Annotated in this window: 25 protein-coding genes; 15 read left to right on the forward strand and 10 right to left on the reverse strand. The window is 68.9% G+C overall.

Going from position 1 to position 20,445, the window contains the following annotated elements; all coding sequences use genetic code 11:
- The 3 genes from C665_RS08205 to pyrE all read right to left on the reverse strand — a co-directional run.
- Positions 1–1,559, reverse strand: a 1,559-nt coding sequence (locus tag C665_RS08205; RefSeq protein WP_157277028.1) for a molybdopterin-dependent oxidoreductase, incomplete at its 3' end; no start/stop codon positions are given.
- A 47-nt stretch (positions 1,560–1,606) separates the two neighbouring features.
- A complete protein-coding gene (locus C665_RS08210; RefSeq protein ID WP_004305149.1) occupies positions 1,607–2,281 on the reverse strand; it encodes a hypothetical protein in 675 nt (224 codons plus the stop codon).
- The gene (pyrE, locus tag C665_RS08215; protein WP_004305151.1) at positions 2,262–2,906 is read right to left on the reverse strand and encodes an orotate phosphoribosyltransferase; all 645 of its coding nucleotides are present in this window, start codon (positions 2,904–2,906) and stop codon (positions 2,262–2,264) included. Before pyrE ends, C665_RS08210 begins: the two co-directional genes overlap by 20 nt.
- A 39-nt stretch (positions 2,907–2,945) precedes the next feature.
- Between pyrE and C665_RS08220 the strand changes: the two genes are divergently transcribed.
- The 9 genes from C665_RS08220 to C665_RS08260 all read left to right on the forward strand — a co-directional run bounded on the left by C665_RS08220 (position 2,946) and on the right by C665_RS08260 (position 9,222).
- Positions 2,946–3,728, forward strand: a complete 783-nt coding sequence (locus C665_RS08220) for an exodeoxyribonuclease III (protein WP_004305153.1) — start codon at positions 2,946–2,948, stop codon at positions 3,726–3,728.
- 145 nt (positions 3,729–3,873) lie between these two features.
- Entirely contained in the window at positions 3,874–4,356 is a 483-nt protein-coding gene (locus tag C665_RS08225) for a hypothetical protein (protein WP_012584583.1), read from the forward strand.
- 13 nt (positions 4,357–4,369) lie between these two features.
- Entirely contained in the window at positions 4,370–4,708 is a 339-nt protein-coding gene (locus C665_RS08230; RefSeq protein ID WP_004305157.1) for a hypothetical protein, read from the forward strand.
- Positions 4,671–5,807 (forward strand): ABC transporter permease, encoded by a 1,137-nt coding sequence (locus tag C665_RS08235; protein ID WP_004305158.1) that lies wholly within the window; start codon positions 4,671–4,673, stop codon positions 5,805–5,807. Before C665_RS08230 ends, C665_RS08235 begins: the two co-directional genes overlap by 38 nt.
- A 4-nt stretch (positions 5,808–5,811) precedes the next feature.
- Positions 5,812–6,510: an ABC transporter ATP-binding protein gene (locus tag C665_RS08240; protein WP_004305161.1), complete on the forward strand. Its 699-nt coding sequence runs from the start codon at positions 5,812–5,814 to the stop codon at positions 6,508–6,510.
- Positions 6,507–7,517, forward strand: coding sequence for a hypothetical protein (locus C665_RS08245; RefSeq protein WP_004305163.1), 1,011 nt, complete (start codon positions 6,507–6,509; stop codon positions 7,515–7,517). The genes C665_RS08240 and C665_RS08245 overlap by 4 nt, the downstream gene beginning before the upstream one ends.
- 11 nt (positions 7,518–7,528) lie before the next feature.
- A complete protein-coding gene (locus tag C665_RS08250) occupies positions 7,529–8,032 on the forward strand; it encodes a TlpA family protein disulfide reductase (protein ID WP_004305165.1) in 504 nt (167 codons plus the stop codon).
- A gap of 93 nt (positions 8,033–8,125) precedes the next feature.
- Positions 8,126–8,737 (forward strand): nitrous oxide reductase accessory protein NosL, encoded by a 612-nt coding sequence (locus C665_RS08255; protein ID WP_004305167.1) that lies wholly within the window; start codon positions 8,126–8,128, stop codon positions 8,735–8,737.
- Positions 8,734–9,222: a nitrous oxide reductase accessory protein NosL gene (locus C665_RS08260; protein ID WP_004305169.1), complete on the forward strand. Its 489-nt coding sequence runs from the start codon at positions 8,734–8,736 to the stop codon at positions 9,220–9,222. The genes C665_RS08255 and C665_RS08260 overlap by 4 nt, the downstream gene beginning before the upstream one ends.
- Before the next feature lie 94 nt (positions 9,223–9,316).
- On the opposite strand, the gene C665_RS08265 is transcribed toward C665_RS08260, so the two are convergent.
- Positions 9,317–10,003, reverse strand: a complete 687-nt coding sequence (locus tag C665_RS08265) for a TlpA family protein disulfide reductase (RefSeq protein ID WP_245537149.1) — start codon at positions 10,001–10,003, stop codon at positions 9,317–9,319.
- Positions 10,004–10,114: 111 nt separating this feature from the next.
- On the opposite strand from C665_RS08265, the gene C665_RS08270 reads away from it, so the two are divergent.
- From C665_RS08270 to C665_RS08280, 3 genes are read left to right on the forward strand one after another with little or no spacing between them, the layout of a single operon-like run.
- Positions 10,115–10,426, forward strand: a complete 312-nt coding sequence (locus tag C665_RS08270; protein WP_004305172.1) for an ElaB/YgaM/YqjD family protein — start codon at positions 10,115–10,117, stop codon at positions 10,424–10,426.
- A 4-nt stretch (positions 10,427–10,430) separates the two neighbouring features.
- Entirely contained in the window at positions 10,431–10,823 is a 393-nt protein-coding gene (locus C665_RS08275) for a phage holin family protein (RefSeq protein ID WP_004305174.1), read from the forward strand.
- A gap of 13 nt (positions 10,824–10,836) precedes the next feature.
- The gene (locus tag C665_RS08280) at positions 10,837–11,238 is read left to right on the forward strand and encodes a YqjK family protein (protein ID WP_004305176.1); all 402 of its coding nucleotides are present in this window, start codon (positions 10,837–10,839) and stop codon (positions 11,236–11,238) included.
- Here the strand turns inward: C665_RS08280 and C665_RS08285 are convergent.
- Positions 11,171–12,418, reverse strand: a complete 1,248-nt coding sequence (locus C665_RS08285) for a uracil-xanthine permease family protein (protein ID WP_004305179.1) — start codon at positions 12,416–12,418, stop codon at positions 11,171–11,173. The genes C665_RS08280 and C665_RS08285 overlap by 68 nt on opposite strands.
- 120 nt (positions 12,419–12,538) lie before the next feature.
- A complete protein-coding gene (upp, locus tag C665_RS08290; protein ID WP_004305181.1) occupies positions 12,539–13,171 on the reverse strand; it encodes a uracil phosphoribosyltransferase in 633 nt (210 codons plus the stop codon).
- Positions 13,172–13,370: 199 nt separating this feature from the next.
- Here upp and C665_RS08295 point away from each other — a divergent pair, with 199 nt between their 5' ends.
- Both C665_RS08295 and C665_RS08300 read left to right on the forward strand, forming a co-directional pair.
- A complete protein-coding gene (locus C665_RS08295; protein WP_004305183.1) occupies positions 13,371–13,928 on the forward strand; it encodes a hypoxanthine-guanine phosphoribosyltransferase in 558 nt (185 codons plus the stop codon).
- 17 nt (positions 13,929–13,945) lie between these two features.
- The gene (locus C665_RS08300; protein ID WP_004305185.1) at positions 13,946–14,293 is read left to right on the forward strand and encodes a DUF1840 domain-containing protein; all 348 of its coding nucleotides are present in this window, start codon (positions 13,946–13,948) and stop codon (positions 14,291–14,293) included.
- Between the two features lie 24 nt (positions 14,294–14,317).
- Here the strand turns inward: C665_RS08300 and C665_RS08305 are convergent, their stop codons facing one another.
- The 4 genes from C665_RS08305 to C665_RS08320 form a co-directional block, all read right to left on the reverse strand.
- The gene (locus tag C665_RS08305) at positions 14,318–15,493 is read right to left on the reverse strand and encodes an alpha-hydroxy acid oxidase (protein ID WP_004305187.1); all 1,176 of its coding nucleotides are present in this window, start codon (positions 15,491–15,493) and stop codon (positions 14,318–14,320) included.
- A 119-nt stretch (positions 15,494–15,612) separates the two neighbouring features.
- Complete coding sequence (locus tag C665_RS08310) at positions 15,613–16,131, reverse strand: DUF3617 domain-containing protein (protein ID WP_004305189.1); 519 nt, start codon at positions 16,129–16,131, stop codon at positions 15,613–15,615.
- A 103-nt stretch (positions 16,132–16,234) separates the two neighbouring features.
- On the reverse strand, positions 16,235–16,777 hold the full coding sequence (locus C665_RS08315; RefSeq protein ID WP_004305191.1) for a response regulator transcription factor: 543 nt from the start codon (positions 16,775–16,777) through the stop codon (positions 16,235–16,237).
- A complete protein-coding gene (locus C665_RS08320) occupies positions 16,774–18,102 on the reverse strand; it encodes an ATP-binding protein (RefSeq protein ID WP_004305192.1) in 1,329 nt (442 codons plus the stop codon). The genes C665_RS08315 and C665_RS08320 overlap by 4 nt, the downstream gene beginning before the upstream one ends.
- Positions 18,103–18,313: 211 nt before the next feature.
- Here C665_RS08320 and nosZ point away from each other — a divergent pair, with 211 nt between their 5' ends.
- Positions 18,314–20,272, forward strand: coding sequence for a TAT-dependent nitrous-oxide reductase (nosZ, locus tag C665_RS08325; protein ID WP_004305194.1), 1,959 nt, complete (start codon positions 18,314–18,316; stop codon positions 20,270–20,272).
- Positions 20,273–20,445 lie beyond the last annotated feature (173 nt).

Here is a 20,445-nt window from a genome sequence, read left to right on the forward strand (position 1 = left end):
AGCGCGAGCCGCGCCCAGCCCCGCGCCTGCAGGCCCTCGGCGAGGCCCGCCACCCGCGGGTCGTCGGCGCGGAAGGCCGCCGCCGCGATGGCGTCGTCGCTTTCGTAGAGCGCGGCAGCCGCAAAGCCGAGGCGGCGGGCGAGCGCACGGAAGACCGCGGTGTTGGAGCGCGCCTCGCCGAGCGGCGCGATCGCCGGCCGGTTGTCCACAACGTAGGGATGGCCGTAGGCCTTGTGCAGGTCACGGTGCTCGAGCTGGCTGGTGGCGGGCAGCAGGATGTCGGCGTAGTCGGCGGTGTCGGTCTGAAACTGCTCGTGCACCACACAGAAGAGGTCCTCGCGCGCAAAGCCGGCGCGCACCCGACGGCTGTCGGGCGCGACTGCGACCGGGTTGGCGTTATAGACGTGGATCGCGCGCACCGGCGGGTCGCGGCTGTCGAGCAGCACGTCGCCGATGAAGGACATGTTGAGCGCCCGCGGCGGGAAGCGCCTCGCGTCGGGATAGAGGTCGGGGCGGGCGAGCGCCTGCACATCCACCGGGAAGTTGCCCGAGGTCGACAGCAGCGCGCCGCAGCCGGGGTGGCGCCACGCGCCGGTGAGCGCGGGCAGGCAGGCCACGTTGCGCACCGCCATGCCGCCACCGGCGCAGCGGTTGAGGCCGTAGTTGAGCCGGATCAGGCTGCGCGCGCTGCGCCCGTACTCGATCGCCAGGCTGCGGATGGCCTCGGCCGCGAGGCCGGTGAGCGGCGCCGCCCACTCCGGCGTGCAGGCGCGCACGCGTACGGCGAGCGCGTCGAAGCCCAGGGTGTGGCGGGCGATGTACTCGCGGTCGAGCAGGCCCTCGGCGATCAGCACCTGCATCATCGCGAGCGCGAGCGCGCCGTCGGTGCCGGGCAGCGGGGCGAGGTGCAGGTCGCACTTCTTCGCGGTATCGGTGCGCCGCGGATCGATGCACACCAGGCGGGCGCCGCGCCGCTTCGCCTCCTGCAGGTGGCGCCAGCCGTGCAGGTTGGACACCACCGGGTTGGCGCCCCAGATCAGGATCAGGCCGGCCTCGCTGGCGGCTTCGGGATCGGCGCCGAGCATCGCGCCCACGGTCGCCTTCCAGCCGTGCGCGCCCGCGGTGGCGCAGATCGTGCGCTCGAGCAGGGAGGCGCCCAGGCGATGGAAGAAGCGCCGGTCCAGGCTCTCGCCCTGCACCAGGCCCATGGTGCCGCAGTAGCTGTAGGGCAGGATCGCGCGCGGGTCCTCGGCGGCGATCTCGCGGTATTTCGCCGCGATGGTGTCGAGGGCTTCGTCCCAGGAGATGCGCTCGAAGCGCCCCTCGCCCTTGCGCCCCACCCGCTTCATCGGATGCAGCAGGCGGCGCTCGGAATACACCCGCTCGAGGTAGTGCGCCACCTTGGTGCACAGCGTGCCGTTGGTGAAGGGCATGTCGGCGGCGCCGCGGATCCTCACCGCGCGGCCATCGGCAACCGTGACCTCCATCGCGCAGGTGTCGGGGCAGTCGTGCGGGCAGGCCGCGCGCACGCGGACTTCTGAGGGGGTCGAGGGGGGCATCGCTGCCTCGCGTTGCGGCCGCCCGGCCGGGCGGCACGGCAGAAGACTCAACGACGCGGCATCGGCGGGATGCGCGCGGACTCGGGCGCCGAGGTGAGCTCGACGTATCGGCGACGGTGTTCCTCGAAGCGCTCGACCACCGCATTGCGCTCGCGCAGCTTGGCCGCGACCACCGAGGACTGGGCGGCGATCTCACTGTCGAGCAGGCGGATGTCGGCCTCGAGGCTGGCGGCGACGTCGCTCTTGTCCGTATGCGTGGCCTCGTCGATCATGACGCGCTGGCGCTCGATCAACTCCGACTCGCGTGCGCGCAGCTCGCGGATGCTGCGGTCGAGCTCGCGCAGCTCGCGATCGCGCCGGCTGTCGAGGTCCTGGACGCTGCGATAGGTCTCGAGCAGCGCCTGGTCGAGGCGCAGCTGGCGCATGCGCTCTGCCTCCTCGGCGCGACGCTTGTGCTCGGCGGCCGCGCGCTGGGCGATCTCGTCGGGCGTGAGCGGCGCCGCGACCGTGCGGCGCACGGTGCCCGAGGGGCTCATCTCGCGGTAGGCGCGGCCGTAGCAGGCGGCGGGCAGGATGTCGCCGCACACCGGCTGACCGCCGACATCGCAGCAGTAGATCGATGCGCCGCCAGACTGCTGCGCCGCCAGCGTGCCGGACGAGGCCACCAGCGCGACGGTGCAGGCGAAGCCGGCGAGGACGCGTTCAGCGCGAGGAAATCCCATACTGTTCCCGATATGCCTGGACTGCGTCGAGGTTGGCCGCAAGCTCGGGACTGTCCGCCAGGTAGGCGACGAGGTCTTCGAGCGTGGCCACCGCGACGACCGGAATACCGAAATTCTCCTTGACCTCCTCGACCGCGGACAAGGCACTTTTACCGCGTTCCATGCGATCGAGCGCGATCACCACACCGGCGGGCTCGGCGCCCGCGGCGCGGATCAGCTCGACCGACTCGCGCACCGAGGTGCCGGCCGAGATCACGTCGTCGAGGATCAGCACCTTGCCGCGCAGCGGCGCGCCGATCAGCGTGCCGCCCTCGCCGTGGTCCTTGGCCTCCTTGCGGTTGAACGCGAAGGGCAGGTCCACGCCGTCCTCGGCGAGCCGGATCGCGGTGCCGGCGACGAGCGGGATGCCCTTGTAGGCCGGCCCGAACAGCATGTCACAGGCGATACCCGCGGCGCGGATGGTGCGCGCGTAGTAGCCGCACAGCTCGCGGAACGAGGCGCCGTCGTCGAACAGACCGGCATTGAAGAAATACGGCGAGTTGCGTCCCGCCTTGGTGACGAATGCGCCGAAGCGCAGCACGCCCTTGCGGCACGCGAGGGCAATGAAATCCCGGCTAAAATCCACGGCTCTTTGGCTGCCTGGCAGCGAAACTGGAAACCGCCGATGTTACGCATCATCACCCTGAACCTCAACGGCATCCGCTCGGCCTGCACCAAGGGCCTGCTCGACTGGCTGCCCGCGCAGCAGGCCGACTTCCTGTGCGTGCAGGAACTCAAGGCGCAGGACGCCGACCTGCGCCCCGAGATGCGCGCGCCCGCGGGCATGCAGGGCTGGTTCCACGCCGCCGAGAAGAAGGGCTACAGCGGCGTCGGCATCTACAGCCGGCACGCGCCGGACCGCGTCGTCGAGGGCCTCGGCATCCCCGCGATCGACGCCGAGGGCCGCTTCCTGCAGCTCGACTTCGGCAAGCTCTCGGTGGTTTCGCTCTATCTGCCCTCGGGCTCGAGCTCGGCGGAGCGCCAGCAGGTCAAGTTCGATTTCATGGACCGCTTCCTGCCGCACATGGACCAGCTCTTCCAGAGCGGACAGGAGGTCGTGGTGTGCGGCGACTGGAACATCGCCCACCGCGAAGCCGATCTGAAGAACTGGAAGTCGAACCAGAAGAACTCCGGCTTCCTGCCCGAGGAGCGCGCGTGGCTCGGGCGTTTGTTCGACGAACAGGGCTGGATCGACGTCTATCGCCGCCTGCACCCCGAGGCCACCGAGGCCTGCTACACGTGGTGGTCGAACCGCGGCCAAGCGTGGGCGAAGAACGTGGGATGGCGGCTGGACTACCAGGTCGCCACCCCGGGACTGGCTGCGAGCGCCCAGGCGGCGGAGGTCTACAAGGCGCAGCGCTTCTCGGACCACGCGCCGCTGACGGTGGATTACGACTGGACGCTGTAGCCCCGTGGGGTGCGACACGCGGTCGCACCCCTGCCCTCCTCCGGGGCCATGCGGCCCGGGGGCCACGCGCCGGCGCTATCATCCGGGCATTCGAACCCGGCGTCCGCCTCCAAGGGAGATCCTCGAGCGGTCGGAGATGAGCCCCATGTACAACCCTGACAGACGTCGCTTCATCGCCCGCCTCGGCACCGGCGGCCTGCTGCTGACGCCGCTGGCGGCCTGCTCGGGAGAGGTGTGGCCCGAGGGCATGAAGCCCATCGCCTGGGATCGCGATGCCTGCGTGCGCTGCAACATGCGCATCGCCGACCACCGCTTCGCCGCGCAACTGCGCGGGGGGCCGAGGGACAATACCTTCACGTTCGACGATGTCGGCTGCCTGGTCTTCTGGCTCGAAGAGCAGCGCACGCGCTTTCCGTGGATGGACGACGTGTCCACCCGGATGTGGGTGGCGGCCTGGGAGAGTCCGAGCGTCAAGGCGGTCACCTGGCTGGATCCGCGCCAGGCCCGCTACATCGTCAAGCGCTCGCCGATGCGCTACGACCTCGCTGCCAGCGCAGCGCCCGCAGCCGATGCGCACAGCCTGAGCTACGAGGAAATGCGCCGGAAGACCCTGGCGCGCGGCAAGTAGCGGGGACCTTGGCATGCCCTTGGAGCGCCCCTCCGACCGCGTCCTCGCCGCCACGCTGCTCGCCGGCGTGCTGTTTGCGGCAACCTTCGCCGACGCCGCCAGGCAGCGCAGCGCACGCGAGGCGGCACTGCAGCGCACAACGGAACTCGTCACCGGCTTGCGCCTGTCCGACGTGGTGCTGTTCACCGAGGCACGCTACACCCGCCACCTGAGCCAGGCCGACCTGCACTCCGCCTTCCAGGACCACCCGATGGCGCTGGAGCACTTCCCCTCGGGCTCGCTGCTGCCGCCACCACGCCTGCTGCTGGACCACCATGAAACCCTGGATCGAAAGGCAGCGTCACCTGATTGACTTCACCGCGCAGTCGCTCGCGCGGCGCAAGGGCAAGAGCCTCGGGCTGCTGTTCGTCTATACGCTGCTCGTGTTCGTGCTCGCCTCGGTGGCGCTGTACACCCACGCGCTGCGCAACGAGGCCACGCGGGTGCTGGCCGGCGCGCCGGAGATCGTGCTGCAGCGCCTCATCGCCGGCCGCCACGACCTGGTGCCGCCGGGCTACATCGAGCGGATCGGCCGCATCCGCGGCGTGCAGAAGATCGAGGGCCGGCTGTGGGGCTACTACTACGACAGCGTGCTGAAGGCCAACTACACCTTCATGGTTCCGGCCGATCGCGAGATCGTCCCGGGCGAGATCGTCGTCGGCCCGGCGCTGGAGCGCACGCGCGGGCTGTCGGCGGGCAACGGCATCTCCTTCCGCGCATATTCCGGCGAGTTGCACACCTTCATCGTCGCCGCAGTGCTGGCGCACGAGTCCGAACTGGTCAGCGCCGACCTGGTGCTGATGAACGAGGCCGACTTCCGCCGCTTCTTCGCCTATCCGGACGGCCACTACACCGACATCGCGCTGTGGGTGGCCAACCCGCTCGAGGTGCGCAACGTCGGTGTCAAGCTGCTCGGCACCCTGCCCGACTCGCGCCCGATCCTGCGCGAGGAGGTGCTGCGCACCTATGCGTCGATCTTCGACTGGCGCGAGGGCATGATGCTGGCGCTGCTGTCGGCCGCCATCCTCGCCTTCGGCATCTTCGCCTGGGAGAAGGCTGCCGGCCTGTCGGCGGAAGAAAAACGCGAGATCGGCATCCTCAAGGCGATCGGCTGGGAGACCGGCGACGTGATCGCGATGAAGTTCTGGGAAGGCTTCCTGGTCTCGCTGTTCGCCTTCCTGGTCGGCTACGTCGCCGCCTACGTGCATGTGTTCCACTTCGAGTTCACCCTGTTCGCACCGGTGCTCAAAGGCTGGGCGGTGCTGTACCCGAGCTTCGCGCTCACGCCGCAGATCGACGGCCTGCAGGTGGCCACGCTGTTCGTGTTCACCGTGCTGCCCTACACCGCGGCCACCCTGGTGCCGATCTGGCGCGCGGCGACCACCGACCCCGACACCGTGATGCGGAGCTGACGCGATGCTCGAACTCGCCAACATCCGCAAGGTGTTCAACCAGGGCCAGCACAACGAATACTGGGCGCTCAAGGGCATCGACCTGGAGATCCCGCCGGCGCGGGTGAGCGTGCTCAAGGGCCCCTCGGGCTCGGGCAAGACCACGCTGCTGACCATCCTCGGCTGCCTCGCCCGCCCCACCGAGGGCCGCGTGCGCCTGAACGGCGAGGACATCTCCGGCCTGCCCGAGCGCTTCCTGACCGAGATCCGCCGCCGCACCTTCGGCTTCATCTTCCAGCAGTTCAACCTGATCCGCGGCCTGTCGGCGGTCGAGAACATCATCCTGCCCGGCTACCCCGGCGGCACGCCGCGCGCGCAGTTGCTGGCGCGCGCCGAGGCCCTGCTCGCCGACCTGCAGCTCGCGCACCGCCGCGACGCCAAGGTGGAGTGGCTCTCCGGGGGCGAGCAGCAGCGCGTGGCGATCTGCCGTGCGCTCATCAACGACCCCGAGATCCTCGTCGCCGACGAACCCACCGCCAACCTCGACAGCACGCTCTCGGCCGAATTCCTCGCCATCCTGCGCCGCCTCGCCGAGGCCGGGCGCACGGTGATCCTCACCAGCCACGACCCGCTGGTGGTCGAGTCCGAGGTCGTCGACCGGGTGTATTCGCTGCGCGACGGCCGGCTCATCGAGGTCGTCGACACGCGCAAGGCCTGGCCATGATCTTCCAGCCCGCCATCATCGCCCTGCTGCTCGCCGCCGGCCTGAGCGTGGCCATGCTGGCGGTGGCGTCGCCGTTCGCGCTGCAGCTCATCCGCCACTGGGACCTCGGCAGCGGCAGCGAGCGCCAGTTGCGGCTCGAGCGCCTGACCTACCTGTTCTCGATGATGGTGGCGCTGGTGTGCGGGCTGCAGGTGCTGTCGACGCTGCTGTTCGTGTTCAACGCCGACAGGATGTCGGTGATGTTCGTCGGCGCGATGTGCGCCGTCGGCACGCTCAACGCCAACGCGTACGGCTTTCCGGCGCTATACGCACAGCTCGTGGCGTTCTTCTTCGCGGCGACGTGGCTGGCGATCAACCGCCTCGACAACCAGGCGCGCGACTATCCGCTCACCCGCATCAAGTACCGCCTGCTGCTCGCCTACGCGCCGCTCGCCGCGGCGGTGCTGTACCTGCAGTTCAACTACTTCATCCGCCTCGAGGCGGACGTCATCACCTCGTGCTGCGGCAGCCTGTTCTCGGAAGAGGCCGACACGGTCGCGAGCGAGGTCAGCGCGCTGGCGCCGGCACGGGCGATGAGCGTCTTCTACGCCACGCTGGGCGGCGCGATCCTGCTCGCTGCCTGGCACTGGAAGAGCGGCGGGCACAGGTTGTGGAGCGGGCTCGCGGTCGGCACGGCCTCGGTCGCCGCCTTCTTCGCCGCGCTCGCCGGGGTGGTCGCCTTCGTGTCGCTGTACATCTACGAGCATCCCCATCACCACTGCCCGTTCTGCATCCTGAAACCCGAATACGGCTACCAGGGCTACCTGCTCTACATCCCGCTGTTCGCCGCCGCCGCGGCCGGGCTGGCGGCCGGGGTGCTGAGGATGTTCGGCGGCCGCCCCAGCCTCGCCACCCTCGCCCCGCAGGCCAGCGCACGCCTGGCCGGCATCGCCGCGGCGGGCTTTGTGCTCTTCATGCTGGTGGCGAGCGTGATGGTGCTGCGCTCCAACCTGATCCTGCTCGACTGAGGCCACTGCCGATGAAGAACCTGCTGCTCGTCCTTGCCTGCACCCTGCTCGCCGCCTGCGGCCGGGGCGGATCCGACGCCGGCCCGGCGCGCGGCATCGCTGCCCCCGCCTTCGAGGCAATGGGCCTGGACGGCGGCGTACGCCGGTTCCCGGAAGACTTTGCCGACAAGCCGGTGATCATCGATTTCTGGGCCGACTGGTGCCGCTACTGCGCCAACAGCATGACGCGGATCGACCGTGCCTGGCGCGAACACGCGGCGAGCGGACTGAGCGTGCTGGCGGTCAACGTCGCCCAGGACCGCGCCACCGCCGCCGCCTTCATCGAGCGCCTCGGCGTCGGTTACTCGGCCGTGCTCGACCCCGGCGCGCGCATCACCCGCGATTACGGCGTGAAAGGCCTGCCGATGACCATCTTCGTCGATCGCAACGGGCTGATCAGCGGCAAGGTCATCGGCGAACTCGACGACAGGCTGCTGGCCATCCAGCTCGATCGCATCCTGCCGGAGACGCGATGACCCGGCCCCGGGTCGCAGCGCCTGCCGCAGGCGCAGCCCGATTCGAATCGAACCCTGCCGGCACGCGCCGGCACCACCCCGAAGGAGCAGACCATGGATCGCAGAGAAGCCCTCAAGATGTCCGTCCTCGCCAGCATCGGAATGGCCACCGCCGGCAAGGCCGCCGCGCAGTCCGGCTGCACCGGCGACGGCACCCCGGCGCAGTTCATCCCCAAGACCGCAGCCGATCCGCAGCCGCAGGTCGATGACCTCGCCAAGCATCCCAAATGCCCGTATTGCGGCATGGATCGCAAACAGTTCCACCACTCGCGCATGGTCGTGCACTACGCCGACGACCTCGCCGACGGCACCTGTTCGCTGCATTGCGCGGCGATCAGCCTGGCGCTGAACATCGATCGCGACCCCAAGGCGCTGTGGGTGGGCGACAACGCAGCCGAAGGCGATACCAGGCCGCTGGTCGAAGTCGAGAAGGCCAGCTTTCTGGTCGGCAGCAAGTTGGCCGGCGTGATGACCGCGCGCAGCAAGGTCGCCTACGGCAGCGCCGAGGCCGCCAAGGTCTCGCAGGCGGCGAACGGCGGCGAGCTCACCGACTTCGACGGCGCACTGCTGGCCGCCTACACCGACATGTCGGCCGACGTCACCCGCATCCGCAAGAACCGCGCCGAGCGTCGACAAAAGATGATGGAGCAGCGCAACAAAGGATGAAGACCCTGCTCGCTTTCGTTTTCGCAGCCTGGACGGGGTTCGCGCTCGCGCAGGCGCCGGCCGCCGAGCTGCCGAAGCCGGGCACGAAGGATCTGTGCCCGGTGTGCGGCATGCTGGTGTCGAAGTATCCGAACTGGGTGGCGACCATCGTCTACAAGGACGGTCACGCCCACTTCTTCGACGGCGCCAAGGACCTGTTCAAGTTCTGGCACGACCCGGCGAAGTACGCTGCCGGCCACAGCCGCGACCAGATCGAGCGCATTTCGGTGACCGAGTACTACGGGCTGACCGCCATCGACGCGAGGAATGCGTGGTACGTCGTGGGCTCGGACGTACTGGGGCCGATGGGGCACGAGTTCGTACCCCTGGCCAGTCGAGAGGACGCGGCCGACTTTCTGAAGGAGCACAAGGGCGCGCGCGTCCTGCGTTTCGACGAGGTCGGCGCGGGCCTTCCGTCGATGCTCGACGCCGGGCGCTTCGAGTAGCCCACGGCCCGGGCGCCGATGGCGCCCGGCGCCGCCCGTGTCTGAAAGCTGCGGCAACCTGGCCGCGGCAGTGCGGGCATTCACCCGCACGCGCTCACTTCAGCAGCACCTTCGTCGCCGCGGCGAGATCGTCCGCGCGCACGATCCCCAGCTTGCTGCCCACCGCCTTGCCGTCGCGGCCGATATAGACCGTGTAGGGCACGCCGCCCGCCGCGTTGCCGAGCGCCTTCATCAGCGGGATGCCCTGCTTCGCCGCCAGCACCACCGGATAGCGCATGTCGTTGGCGGTGGCGAACACGCGCACGCCCTCGACCTGGCTCTCGAGCGCAACCCCGATCACCTCGATCCCGTCCGCGCCCTGCGCATCGCGCAGGCGGATGAGCTCGGGGATCTCTTCGCGACAGGGCGCGCACCAGCGCGCCCAGAAATTGACGATGAGCGGCCGCCCGCGGAAGCGCTCCATGGCCACCGGCTGAGCGTCGAGCCCGGTCAGCGAGGCCGAGAACAAGGCCGCGGTGTCGATGTCTTCGGCAGCGTGGACGGTCGTCGCCAAAAGGCCGAGGCAAAGGATCGGGGCGAATTTACGGATCATGGTGCAACCTTGTCGGTGAGAAGCTTGTCCTTGGAGCGTCTTCATCCGCAGCCGTTCCGGTCGGCGCCAGGCACGTTCGCGAAAGATGCCCCGATTTTGCCAAGCAACGGCACCCGGCGCACCGCCGAAAACACGCTGCAACCGGACATCGCGCTTCGATTCGGCATACCCCTGCAGCGGCTTCAGCACTCGCTTACGCATCGTTCATTGCGGCCGGACGCCCCGCGGGGTAGGCTTGCTTCAGGCATGGCACGAAGCGCTTCAGGCCACTTTTCCCGGACCACTCACAGGAGAACCACCATGGCAACGACCCTTCAGCCCTCCAAGGACAAGATCGTCGACGACCTCAAGTCCCTGATTTCGGACGCGGAGGAACTCCTCAAGCTCACCGCCGACCAGCAGGGCGGCAAGCTCGATGATCTGCGCGCGCGCATCAACGGTCGCGTCGCGGTCGCCAAGGACCGCCTGGCCGATGCCGAGGCCGCGATCGTCGACTCCGGCAAGAAGGCCGTGCGCGCAACCGACGACTACGTGCACGAAAACCCCTGGCAGTCGGTCGGCGTCGCCGCCGGCGTCGCCTTCCTGCTCGGCCTGCTGGTCAGCCGTCGCTGATTCGATGAGCACCGAGCCCAGGCCGCCCAGACCGCGTCTCGCCGAAAGCCTGCACGGCATCGTCGATGCCGGGCTGCAGACGGCGCAGACGCGGCTGGAACTGCTTGCGGTCGAGCTTCAGGAAGAAAAGCTCCGCCTCACCGGGCTTGCGCTCAACACGGTGCTGGCGGGGCTGCTGCTCGGCTTCGGGCTGGTGTTTCTGATGGTGTTCCTGACCGTGCTGTTCTGGGACGAACATCGCCTGCTCGCGCTCGGCATCTCCACCGCGATCTGCCTCGGCGGCGGGCTGCTCGCGGCGAGTAACGCGGCGCGCGCCTTCCGTAGCGGCACGAAGCTGTTCTCGGCCAGCCTGGCCGAGCTCGCCCGCGACCGCGCGGCCTTGAAGAAACCCGACTGAAGGCGCGCCGCGCATGGATCCCCGCCAGGTCGAACTCGCGCTGCGCAAGCAGAAGCTGCAGCTGCGCGCCGAGGCCCAGCGCGCCGACATCACGCAGCGCCTCGCCGGCATCGACGGCGCGCTCGACCGCGTCGATGCGCTGCGCGATCACCTCGCGTGGGCGAAGGACAAGGTCCCCGTGCTGTCGGTCGCACTGCTCGTCGTGCTCGCTGCAAGGCCGCGACTCACGCTGCGGCTCGCCAGGCGCGCCTGGGTCGGCTGGCTGCTGCTTCGCCAGGCGCGCGGCGGGCGGCTCTCGGCGCTGCTGCCCACCGCCGTCCCGCTCCTGCGCGGCCTGCTCGCGCTGCTCAGGCGCCGGCTCGAGCGTTCGGCAGGATCAGGTTCAGCACCACCGCGACGACGGCGCACAAGCTGACGCCCTGCAGGGTCAGGCCGTCGAAGTTCAGCGCCAGACCGCCGATGCCCATCACCAGCACCGAAGACACGATCACCAGGTTGCGCGGCTCCTCCAGGTCGACACGCGCCTTGATCAGGGTGTTCAGCCCGACGGCCGCCACCGAGCCGAACATCAGCATCATGATGCCGCCCATCACCGGCACCGGGATCGACGCCAGCAGCGCGTTGAACTTGCCGAAGAAGGCGAGGATCACCGCGAACACCGCGGCCCAGGTCATGATCGCCGGGTTGTAGTTCTTGGTCAGGGTCAGCGCGCCGGTGACCTCGGAATAGGTGGTGATCGGGGGGCCGCCGACCAGGCCGGCGAACAGCACGCCGGCGCCGTCGCCGGCCAGGGTGCGGTGCAGGCCGGGCTTCTCGGTATAGTCTTTGCCGGTCACCCCACCGATCGCGAGCACGTCGCCGACGTGCTCGATCGCCGGCGCCAGGGCCACCGGCAACATGAACAGGATGGCCGCGAGCTCGAAGCTCGGCGTGACGAACTGCGGCAGCACGAACCAGGGCGCCGCACCCACCGCGGCGAAATCCACCAGGCCGAACAGGATCGCCGCGACGTAGCCCGCCGCCACGCCGCACAGGATGGGCACCAGCTTGAGGAAGCCGCGCGCGAACACGGCCACCAGCACGGTGGTGCCGAACGAGATCCCCGCCACCATGAGCGCGGTGGCGTAGGGCACGAGCTCGAGCTTGCCGTCGCCGCTGCGCCCCATCGCCATGTTGACGCCCACCGCGGCAAGCGACAGGCCGATGATCATGATGATCGGCCCCACCACCACCGGCGGCATGTAGCGGTGCACGATCTCGGCGCCGTGCTTCCACACCAGCCCGGCGAAGACGAAGTACATCAGCGACACGCAGGCGAGCGCGCCCATGGTGGCCGGGATGCCCCAGGTCTGGATGCTGAAGATGATCGGCGCGATGAAGGCGAAGCTCGAGCCGAGGAAGATCGGCACCTGGCGCCCGGTGAGGAGCTGGAACAGCAGGGTGCCGACGCCGGCGCCGAGCAGCGCCAGGGAAGGGTTCAGTCCGGTGAGCAGCGGCACCAGCACCAGCGCGCCGAAGGCGACGAAGAGGATCTGGGCGCCGGAGATCGCCTGCCGCCATAGCGGCTCGGCAGACTGGATGGGAATTTCACGCATGAGGGTTCTCCGCCGGGCGCACGCGGTCGGCGTGGCGCGCAGCCGGCATGGTTGTCGTTATCGATGAAGCCGTGATGACGCGGCGACCGCAGCGGACGATCGCACGCCGTCACCGCGGACTCAGTTGTGCCGGGTGCCGAAGATCTTGTCGCCGGCATCTCCCAGCCCGGGGATGATGTAGCCGTGCTCGTTGAGGTGGCTGTCGATGCTCGCGGTGTAGATGTCCACGTCGGGATGCTTCTCGTCCATCAGCGCGATGCCCTCGGGCGCCGCCACCAGCACCAGCGCGCGCACATGGGTGCAGCCCTTGCGCTTCAGCATGTCCACGGTGGCGACCATGGAGCCGCCGGTGGCGAGCATCGGGTCGATGATCAACGCCATGCGCTCGTCGAGTTGGCCGACGAACTTCTCGAAGTAGGGCACCGGCTGCAGGGTCTCCTCGTCACGCGCGATGCCGACCACGCTGACCTTGGCGCTCGGCACCATGTCGAGCACGCCGTCGAGCATGCCCAGCCCGGCGCGCAGGATGGGCACCACGGTGACCTTCTTGCCCTTGATCTGCTCGATCTCGACCGGACCGGCCCAGCCCCGGATCTCGACCGTCTCGAGCGGGAAGTCCTGGCACGCCTCGTAAGCCAGCAGGCGGGCGATCTCGGCAGTGAGCTCGCGGAACTTCTTGGTGCTGATGTCGCCTTCGCGCATCAGGCCGATCTTGTGGCGCACGAGCGGATGGCGGATTTCATGGATGGGCATGGCGGTTTCCGGGGCGGCAGGACGAAGACCCGCCTCTTTTACCGCGCCGCTGGTCCGCGCACAAGCGCACAAACCACAGCCCGCGGCATCGCGGCAAGCCGCTCATCCGCGCACGCCCTCGAAGGCGGCGCCTTGCGGGGATCGGCGCTAGAATGATGCGTCCGCAAACGCACCGGGCGAGCGCCCGCAGTTCATCGACATGTCCCTGAATCTGGAAGAAATCAAGCGCGCCCGCGAAGAGGCCGACTGCCTCGCCGATGCCGCCACCGTGGAGGCCGCGCTCGACCGCATGGCGGCCGAGATCAGCGCACGCCTCGCCGACGCCAACCCGCTGGTCTATGCGGTGATGAACGGCGGGCTGATCCTCGCCGGCCGCATCCTGCCGCGCCTGCCCTTCCCGCTCGAAGTCGCCTACCTGCACGCCACGCGCTACGGCCACGCCATCCAGGGCACCCTGCTCGACTGGCGCGTGCGTCCCACCCAGGATCTGCGCGGACGCACGGTGCTGGTGCTCGACGACATCCTCGACGAAGGCCACACGCTCGAGGCCATCATCGCGCACCTGAAGGAAGAAGGCGCCGCCGAGGTGCTGTCCGCGGTGCTGGTGCACAAGCTGCACCAACGCAAGGCGAGGCCCGGCATGCGCGCCGACTTCACCGGTCTCGACATCCCCGACCGCTTCCTGTTCGGCTGCGGCATGGACTACAAGGGCTACTGGCGCAACGCGCCCGGCATCTACGCCGTCAAGGGCCTGTAAGAGAGGAGCGACACCCCATGCTGGTCACCTTCAAGTCCCACGCGAGCGCCGACGTGATCATGTTCGGCGATGCCGCGAAGAAGCTCATCGGCATCCTCGGCAAGGACCCCGCCGACGCCAAGGGCATCGTCACCGTGCAACAACTCCCCGAGGCCATTGCCCGCCTCGAGGCCGCGATCGAGGAAGAGCGCGTTCGTCAGGCCGAACTCGAACGCCAGCGCGGCCACGCCGACGAGGAGGCGGAGAAGGAAGCCGGCAACACCGGCATGGCCGCCCCGGTCGGCCTCGCCCAGCGCGCGTGGCCGCTGCTGGCCATGCTGAAAGAGTCGCTGCGCGAGGAGACACCGGTGGTCTGGGGGGTCTGAGGCACACGCCGCCCCACGAGGCCTTCAGCCGCGACCGACGTAACGCGCGTCCACCTCGTCCATCCGCGCACAGCCGATCAGCCCGAGCGTGCGCTCCATCTCGCCGCGCAGGATCTCCAACGCGCGCGCCGCGCCCGCGGCACCCGCGGCGGCGAGGCCGTACAGCGTCGCCCGCCCCGACATCGCCGCATCGGCGCCGAGCGCGCGCGCCTTGACGAAGTCGCTGCCGCGGCGAAAGCCGCTATCCACGATCACCGTCATCTCCGCCCCCACCGCCTGGCGCACCGCGGCCAGGGTCTCGATCGGCGCCGGCGCGCAGTCGAGCTGACGCCCGCCGTGGTTGCTCACCACCACGCCGTCGGCACCCGCCTCCTGCGCACGCAGCGCATCCTCGGGCAGCAGCACGCCCTTCACCAGCAGCCGGCGCGGCCACAGGTCGCGCAGGCGGCGCAGGTCCTCCCAGGTCAGCGAGGTGTCCATCTGCGCGGCGAGGAAGGCGGCGGCGTTCTTCGCGCTGTCCATGCCCGGCGGCAGGAAGTCGCCGAGGTTGCGGAAGCGCGGCATGCCGTGCGGCACCAGCACGTCGAGGACCCAACGCGGATGAAGGCCGACATCGAGCAGCTTGCGCCAGGCCAGCTTCATCGGCGCGCGGTAGTTGCGGCGGTCCCATTCGCGGTTGCCGAACACCGAGGCGTCGGTGGTGAGCACGATCGCCTCGCAGCCGGCGCGCTCGGCCCGCTTCACCACCGCGGCGAGGTTGTCGCGGTCCTTGAAGGGATAGATCTGCATCCAGTGGCGCACACCGGTGGCGGCGATGTCCTCCAGCGCCACGGTCGACACCATGCTCTGGCAGAACGGGAGGCCCGCCGCGTGCGCCGCCTCGGCGAGCACGCGGTCGCCCGCGTGGGTGAGCAGGCCGTTGAAGCCGGTGGGCGCGATCACCGCCGGCAGCGCGATGTCGGTGCCGAAGAGCGGCACCGCAAGCTCGCGCTGCGACACATCGACCAAGGTGCGCGGCAGCAGCAGGATCTCGTCGAGCACGCGCCGGTTGCGCGCGAGCGCGAGCTCGTCGTCGGCGCCGCCATCGAGGTATTCGAGGCAGAAGTCGGGGAGCCGGCGCGCCGCCATCGCGCGCAGCTCGGCGATGCTGTGGGCGCGCGCCGGGTTGCGGCCGCGGTAATGCTGTCGTCGCGGAGGCACGTCGTGATCGCTCCGTGGGGAGGCGGTGCAGGACCCGGCGAGGTCGTCCGCTGCCCGCTCGGTGATCTGCGGACCGTGGCTGTGACGACCGACTCCCGTGGTCGGCAACGGCTCGTGCTTCAGCGCGCCGGCTGGCGAATCGGTTCGCCCAGATTCAGGTTGCCCACCCCATCCTGCCCCTTGATCAGGAACCTGCCTTCCGGCAGGCCACCGCGACAAGGCGCCAGCCGCCGCCCATCGATCTCCATCCTGGTCACCTCGGCAGCGCCGGCTTGCGACGCGATCGTCATGGTGACCTCCCCCTGGAAGTTGTACTTGAAGTCACCGGCAAACCTCGCCTCGACCGCCGCGCTGCCGCCCTTGGCCTCGCAGCTCGCCTGATAGTAGGTGTAGTGCTCGTCCTTGCTCCAGCGCTCTTCGCGGCAGTTCTGCACGGCGCTGCCGGGGTGGGCGAGCACGTCGTCGCGCGCGGGCGCGCCGATACAGATGTGGAAGCTGGAGGTCTGCGCCGCGGCCCCGACGGGGGTCGTGTTCATCAGCCACAGACCGGCCATGCGGATCGGCGCCTCGGCAGGCACGGGGCTGGCATGTGCGGTGGCAGCGAGGACGGGCGTCAGCAGCAGGAGCAAGCGGCGCATGATGGGATCCTTGTGGGGGTCTGGGGGAGGTTCGATCGGGAACGAAGGTTAGAGCGGAAGGCCGTCCTTGAACAGAGGGGAACCGGCGCGACCCGCCTGCCGGTCAGGCCCCCGCCGGCGGGCGCGCGAGCTTGCGTTGCAGCGTGCGCCGGTGCATCTGCAGCGCACGCGCGGTTGCCGAGATGTTGCCGTGGTGCTCCGCGAGCACGCGCTGGATGTGTTCCCACTCGAGGCGGTCGACCGAAAGCGGAGCCCCGGGCGCGTGATCCTCGGGTCTCACGCCCTCGGCGCGCAAGGCGCGGATGATGCTGTCGATGTCGGCCGGCTTGGCCAGGTACTGGACGGCCCCCAGCTTCACCGCATCGACCGCCGTGGCGATGCTGGCGTAACCGGTGAGCACGAGGATACGCGCCCCGGGGCTCGCCTCGAGCAGGGGGCGGATGAGCTTCAGGCCCGACTCGCCGCCGATGTTGAGGTCGAGCACGATGAACTCGGGCTCGTGGTCGCGGGCGAGCTCGAGCGCGCCCTCGCTGTCGGTCGCCCCGTAGGTATCGAAGCCACGCTGGCCGAGGGCGCGCACGAGGATGCGATTGAAGGCCGGATCGTCATCGACGACAAGGAGGCAGGGCGTGTTGTCGGGGGTCATCGTACGGACTGTCGCGGAATCAGCATGCGCGCAATCGTGCCACCACCCGGTCTGGAACGGAATTCAAGATGCCCGCCATGATGCTCGACGGCGGCGTGCGCCAGCATCAAGCCGACGCCCATGCCTTGCGCACGCTCCCCGAGCCGCGCCAGACGCGCCGCCTCCACGCGCTCCGGCGGCAACCCGGGCCCGCGATCCAGCACCTCGACAACCACCCGCGCGCCCTCGCGACGGATCCCGAGCTCCACCGCGCAAGCGCGCGCTCCCGCGCGCTCGTTGGCATTGGCGGCGTTGTCGATGAGGTTGTGCAGGGCATCGCCGAGCGATGCGTCGGCGACGATGACCGCCTGCCCGTCCGCCGCCTCCGCATCGATGTGCAAGCCTGCCCCGGGGCGCAGACGCTGCCAGCGCCCGCCCACCTCCGTCACCCAGGCCCGCACCTCGACCGCCCCGCCGCTCTCCGCCCGCTGCTGGCCGGCCTCGCGCGTGAGCCCGTTGAGAATGTCGCGGCAGTAGTCGACCTGCTCGCGCATCAGCTGCACGTCTTCACGCAGCCCGGAGGCGAGCTCGGGTCGGCTCGCCAGATCGTCGGCGAGAATGCGCAGCGTGCCGAGCGGTGTGCCGAGGCGGTGGGCGGCACCGGCGGCGAGCTTGCCCAGTCCGACCGCGTAGGTGTCGCGCGCACGCGCCGCGTTGACCGCCGCGAGTTCGTTGTCGCGCCGCGCCAGCTCCACGTTGAGCCGCACGATGAACCAGACCACGGTGGCGGCGGAGACCGCGAAGCTGATCCACATGCCGGCCAGGTGCCAGTACATCGCCTGATCGGCGTCGGCCAGGCGAACCGGCTGGTGAAACTGCCACAGCACGGAATACAGCGCGACCGCGAGGGCCGCCAGCGCCCAGGCCTGTGCCGCGGGCAGGATCGAAGCGCCCACCGCCACCACCGGCAGCAGCAGCGAGATCGCCGGGTTGGTAACGCCACCGGTGAAATAGAGGAATGCCGCCCATGCCAGCAGATCCACGGCGAGTTGCAGGAAGGCGCCCCAGCGCCCCACCAGCCAGCGTGCAGCCCCACCGAGCAGGGCGAGGTTGACCGCGAGCAGGCACAAGGTGACCCCGACGAGCGGCCCGACCGGCTGCGCGGGCGCGAGCCAGGGGAAGACGACCAGGCTCATCAGCACCATCGCGAGCAGGGAAACCCAGCGCAACTGCAGCAGGCGCCCGCGATCGGTGCGCACGGCGTTGAGCACCCGCGCAGGCATCAGTACCGGATTGGGGTTGTCGAGATCCTCGGCGGGCTCGGTTTCCTGCTCGATCGGCTGCATTCTTCCCTTCGCAAACAAGAACTGAAGGACTCATCTTTGCCTTATATCAAGGTTTACTGATTTCCACCTTCATAGAATTGGGGTGCGACAAAACGTCACAGGACAATTTGTCACAGGCCCCCGACACGCATGAAGAACCGACGCAAGGGGCGCAAGGTCGCGATGCCGGGTCTGTGAGATCGACTACACCTGCCTACGGGAGCAAAGAACCATGAACGACGCAAAGATGAACCCGGTCGAAGCCATGCCCGATCCGAGCCGCCGCAAGTTCCTCAACACCGCAGCGCTCGCCGGCCTCGCCGGTGCCGGCATGTCGGTGGGCCTGTCCGCGTGCAACAAGGAAACCGCTCCCGCTCCGGCCGCTGCACCCGCCGCGGCACCGGCCGCCGCGCCCGCCGCGGCGCATGCTGCCTCCGGCCTCAAGCTGCACATGGCACCGGGTGAGCTCGACACCTACTACGGCATCTGGTCCGGCGGCCACTCCGGCGAATGCCGCGTCCTCGGCCTGCCTTCGGGGCGTGAAATCAAGCGCGTGCCGACCTTCAACATCGACTGCATGAGCGGCTGGGGCATCACCAACGAGTCCAAGAAGGTGATCGGCACGCGTGCGGACGGCCAGTTGAAGTACAAGACCGGCGACACCCACCACATCCACGGCTCCTACACCGACGGCACCTACGACGGCAAGTACTTCTGGGTCAACGACAAGATCCACGGCCGCCTGGGCCGTATCCGTGGCGACGTCTTCGAATGCGACGCGATCACCGAGATCCCGAACATCCAGGGCTTCCACGGCATCTTCTCGGACAAGCGCGACCCGGTCGACAAGGCCATCAACCACACCACCCGCGTGTTCTGCGGCAACGAGTTCCATATCCCGCAGCCGAACGACGGCCGCGACCTCGACGATCCGACCAAGTATTTCTGCCTGTTCACCTGCGTCGACGCCGAGACGATGGAAGTGCGCTGGCAGTGCAAGGTCGACGGCAACATGGACCTGGTCGCGACCTCCTATGACGGCCGCTTCGCCGCCGCCAACCAGTACAACACCGAGGGCGGCGCGCGCTACGAAGACATGATGTCGGCCGAGATGGACGCCTGCGTGTTCTTCGACGTCGCCCGCATCGAAAAGGCGATCAAGGACGGCAAGTCCTTCACCGTCGGCACCTCCAAGGTCCCGGTCGTCGACGGCACCAAGGCCGCCAACCCCGATCCGAAGACCGCGCTGACCGCCTATGTACCGGTCCCCAAGAACCCGCACGGCGTCAACGCCAGCCCGGACGGCAAGTACATGATCTGCTCGGGCAAGCTGTCGCCCACCTGCACGGTCATCGAAGTCGCCAAGGTCGCCGACTTCCTCGACGGCAAGCTCGACGACATCCGCAAGTCGGTGGTCGCTGAAGTCGAAGTCGGCCTCGGCCCCCTGCACACCACCTACGACGGCCGCGGCAACGCCTTCACGACCCTCTTCCTGGACAGCCAGATCGTCAAGTGGAACATCGACGCCGCGATCAAGTTCCATAACGGTGACAAGGCCGCGCAGTACGTGGTCGACCGTATCGATGTGCATTACCAGCCCGGCCACATCAGCGCCGACATGGGCGAAACCAAGGAAGCCAGCGGCCAGTTCTTGGCGGTGGGCTGCAAGTTCTCCAAGGACCGCTTCCTGCCGGTGGGTCCGATGCACCCGGAAAACGAGCAGCTGATCGACATCCGTGGCGAGAAGATGGTGCTGCTGGCCGACCACCCGGTGCATCCGGAGCCGCACGACTTCATCATCGTCAAGCGCGAACTCATCAAGACCCGTCAGGTCGGCGTGCTGGACGCACACCCGCTGGCGATCAAGGATGCGAAGGAATCGGGCGTGTTCCGCGACGGCAACAAGGTCACGGTGAGGATCGCCTCGCAGGCACCGGCCTATAGCCTGCGCGAGTTCGAACTCAAGGTGGGCGACGAGGTCACCCTCATCCTCACCAACCTCGACAAGGTGGAAGACCTGTCGCACGGCTTCGCGATTCCGAAGTACGACATCAACTTCGTGGTGAACCCGCTGGAGACGAAGTCCGTCACCTTCAAGGCCGACAAGCCGGGCGTGTTCTGGTGCTATTGCACGCACTTCTGCCACGCGCTGCACCTGGAGATGCGTACGCGCATGCTCGTGCGTCCGTAATCCCGGAGCGCGCCGCGCCGCTTGACTGCGGTGCCGTCTGAAGATCGAGGGGCGCAAGCCCCTCGATTGTTTTCTGCAGTCCGCTCGCGTTTCGAGGCGTGCCCACCGGCAATTTGACGCTGGACAAATACATGCCGGACCCCACCCCCTAAACTCCATCGTGATTTACTTAT

Source organism: Thauera aminoaromatica S2 (assembly GCF_000310185.1).
GTDB classification, from domain to species: Bacteria; Pseudomonadota; Gammaproteobacteria; order Burkholderiales; family Rhodocyclaceae; genus Thauera; species Thauera aminoaromatica.